This is a genomic window from Streptomyces sp. NPDC006265 (genome assembly GCF_040613555.1).
In the GTDB taxonomy this organism is placed as follows: domain Bacteria; phylum Actinomycetota; class Actinomycetes; order Streptomycetales; family Streptomycetaceae; genus Streptomyces.
This window is the reverse complement of sequence record NZ_JBEXSH010001084.1, coordinates 1-2,607: the sequence shown is the minus strand read 5'-3', so window position 1 is coordinate 2,607 and position 2,607 is coordinate 1. Positions and strand designations below refer to the sequence as shown.

The window sequence follows — 2,607 nt, the reverse complement described above, 5'->3', positions numbered from 1 at the left end:
GCCGGCTCCAGTACTTGTGCTCGCACTTGACGACCGACTCCAGACTGGTGCTGCGGGTGCCGTAGCGTTCGCTCAGCATCGGGACGAGGGTGCTGACCGGGAAGTCCCAGTAGCCGACGATCGCGTCGATGCCGCCGTCGAACGCGTCGAGCACGCCCTGGGCCTTGTCGAGCAGCGCGGGCAGGTCCACTTCGCCGACCTGGAGCTCCTCGATCGTCAGCAGCTGGTGAAAACGCAGCTGGTCGGCTCCCGGGACCTGCTGAAGCGTGGGCAGGTTGGCCTCGTCGAGCCCGATCACGAAGACGTTCTTCACCGTCTCGTCAGACACGGCTCTCCTTCCGACGACGTACGGCCCGAAGGCCGACTTGCAAGATCGTCGGAGTACCCCTGGTGCGTGCCGGCATGCCGCTCCGGACACCGCGCCCGTACCGGACGCCGGGGAACATGCCGTCGTGACCCGGACACCGTCGGCACGCGGGTGCTCGGCTCACACTCCGGTCGGCAGGGGCTGTTCCGCCCAGATGGTCTTGCCCGTCGCCGTCTGGCGGCTGCCCCACCGTTCGGCGAGCTGGGCGACGAGCAGCAGTCCCCGCCCGCCCTCGTCGAAGACCCGGGCCCGGCGCAGATGCGGGGCGGCGCTGCTGCCGTCGGACACCTCGCAGATGAGGGTCGAGTCGCGGATCAGCCGCAGCTCGATGGGGGCGCCGCCGTACCGCAGCGCGTTGGTGACCAGTTCGCTGACGATCAGTTCGGTGGCGAACTCCGCCTCCGTCAGCCCCCATTCGGCCAGCTGCTCGCCCGCCATCTTGCGGGCCCGGGCCACGGCCGCGGGGTCCGGGGGCAGCTGCCAGGTGCGGACCTTGCCGGCGTCGAGCACGGCCGTCCGCGCCAGCATCAGTACGACGTCGTCATCGGCGGGCCCGCCGGTCAGCAGCGTGCGCAGCACCCGCTCGCAGGTCTCCTCGAGCGCCACCGAGGGGCCGCTCAGTGCCTGGCGCAGCAGGGCGATTCCGACCTCGATGTCGTGGCCGGGTGCCTCGATCAGACCGTCGGTGTAGAGGGCGAGCAGGCTGTTCTCCTCCAGTTGCACCTCCGCGGCCTCGAACGGCAGGCCGCCCAGGCCCAGCGGCGGCCCGGCCGGCAGGTCCACGAACCGGACGCCGCCGTCGGGCGTGACCAGCGCGGGCGGCGGATGCCCGGCGCGGGCCATGGTGCAGCGCCGGGACACCGGGTCGTACACGGCGTACAGGCACGTGGCGCCGACCTGCCCCGACGCCTCCTCCGCCCCGCGCACCTCCGGGCCCTCCTCCCGGTCGAGCCGGATGACGAGGTCGTCCAGCTGGGTGAGCAGCTCGTCGGGGGCGAGATCGACATCGGCGAGCGTGCGCACGGCAGTCCGCAGGCGGCCCATCGTGGCCGACGCATGGATGCCGTGGCCCACCACGTCGCCCACGACCAGGGCGACGCGGGCGCCGGACAGCGGGATGACGTCGAACCAGTCGCCGCCGATGTCCGCACCGGCCCCGGTGGGCAGATAGCGGTAGGCGACGTCCATCGCCGCCCGCTTCGGAAGCCGCTCGGGCAGCAGGCTGCGCTGGAGCGCCAGGGCGGTGCGGCGTTCCCGGGTGAAGCGGCGGGCGTTGTCCACGCTCACCGCGGCCCTGGCGACGATGTCCTCCGCGAGCAGCAGATCGTCCTCGCTGAACGAGTCCGGGGTCCGGTGGCGCAGGAAGTGCACCAGGCCCAGGGTCAGGCCTCGGGCGCGCAGCGGCACCATCATCACCGAGTGGATCATGTACCTGGTCACGGTCTGGGCGCGGGCGGGGGAGGACCTGAGCCACTCCATCAGCTCCGGATCCCCCGGCCGGTGCCGGGCGCCCCGCTCGGCGGCCAGGACCCGCAGCGGCAACGTCCCCACCGGGTAGCCGATCGTGTCGCCCGTGGCCACCACCGACTCAGGGCAGCCCTCCAGCACCGACCGCTGCGCGGTGCGCCGCACCGTGACCGGCGTGCCCGTCGGCAGCGGTCCCGGCTCGTCGCCCCGGGCGACGGACTCCAGCAGATCCACGGTGACGAAGTCCGCGAATCCCCCGGCGACGGCCACTTCCGCCATCTCCTCGGCCGTCCGGGCGACATCCAGGGTGCTCCCGATGCGCAGACTGGCCTCGTTGAGCACCGCCAGCCGACGCCGGGCCCAGTGCTGCTCCGTCGTGTCGAACACGGTCGCCGACATGCCCCGGACCACGCCGGCCTCGTCCTTCAGCGGCGACATGAACATGGACCAGGCGTGCGGCCGGATCTCGCCCGGGGCCATGCCGTGCTCCTCGTGGAAGATCATCTCGCCGGTGCGCAGGACCTCCCGCTGGAGGCGGTCGTAGGTGTCGAAGGGCGGGTTCGGCTCCATCTCCCACAAGGTCAGGCCCTTCATCTCCTCCTCGGACCTGCCCATCAGCTCGGTCATGATCTCGTTGGCGCCCACCAGCCGGGCGTCCCGGTCGTAGACCGCCACCGGTACGGGGAGCTGGGCGAGGGCGAGGTCCCACAGGGGCGGGGCCCCGTGCTCGTCCCGCGCGCCCGGGTACACCGGCACGGTGCCGGTCACGAGCC

At 72.4% G+C, this 2,607-nt stretch carries 1 protein-coding gene and 1 pseudogene; both read right to left on the bottom strand.

What is annotated here, in order from left to right; genetic code table 11:
* Positions 1-328: pseudogene (locus ABZ281_RS45510) on the bottom strand (biotin carboxylase); the annotation flags it as partial.
* A gap of 159 nt (positions 329-487) precedes the next feature.
* On the bottom strand, positions 488-2,607 hold a 2,120-nt coding region (locus ABZ281_RS45505), incomplete at its 5' end, for a SpoIIE family protein phosphatase (RefSeq protein WP_356664266.1).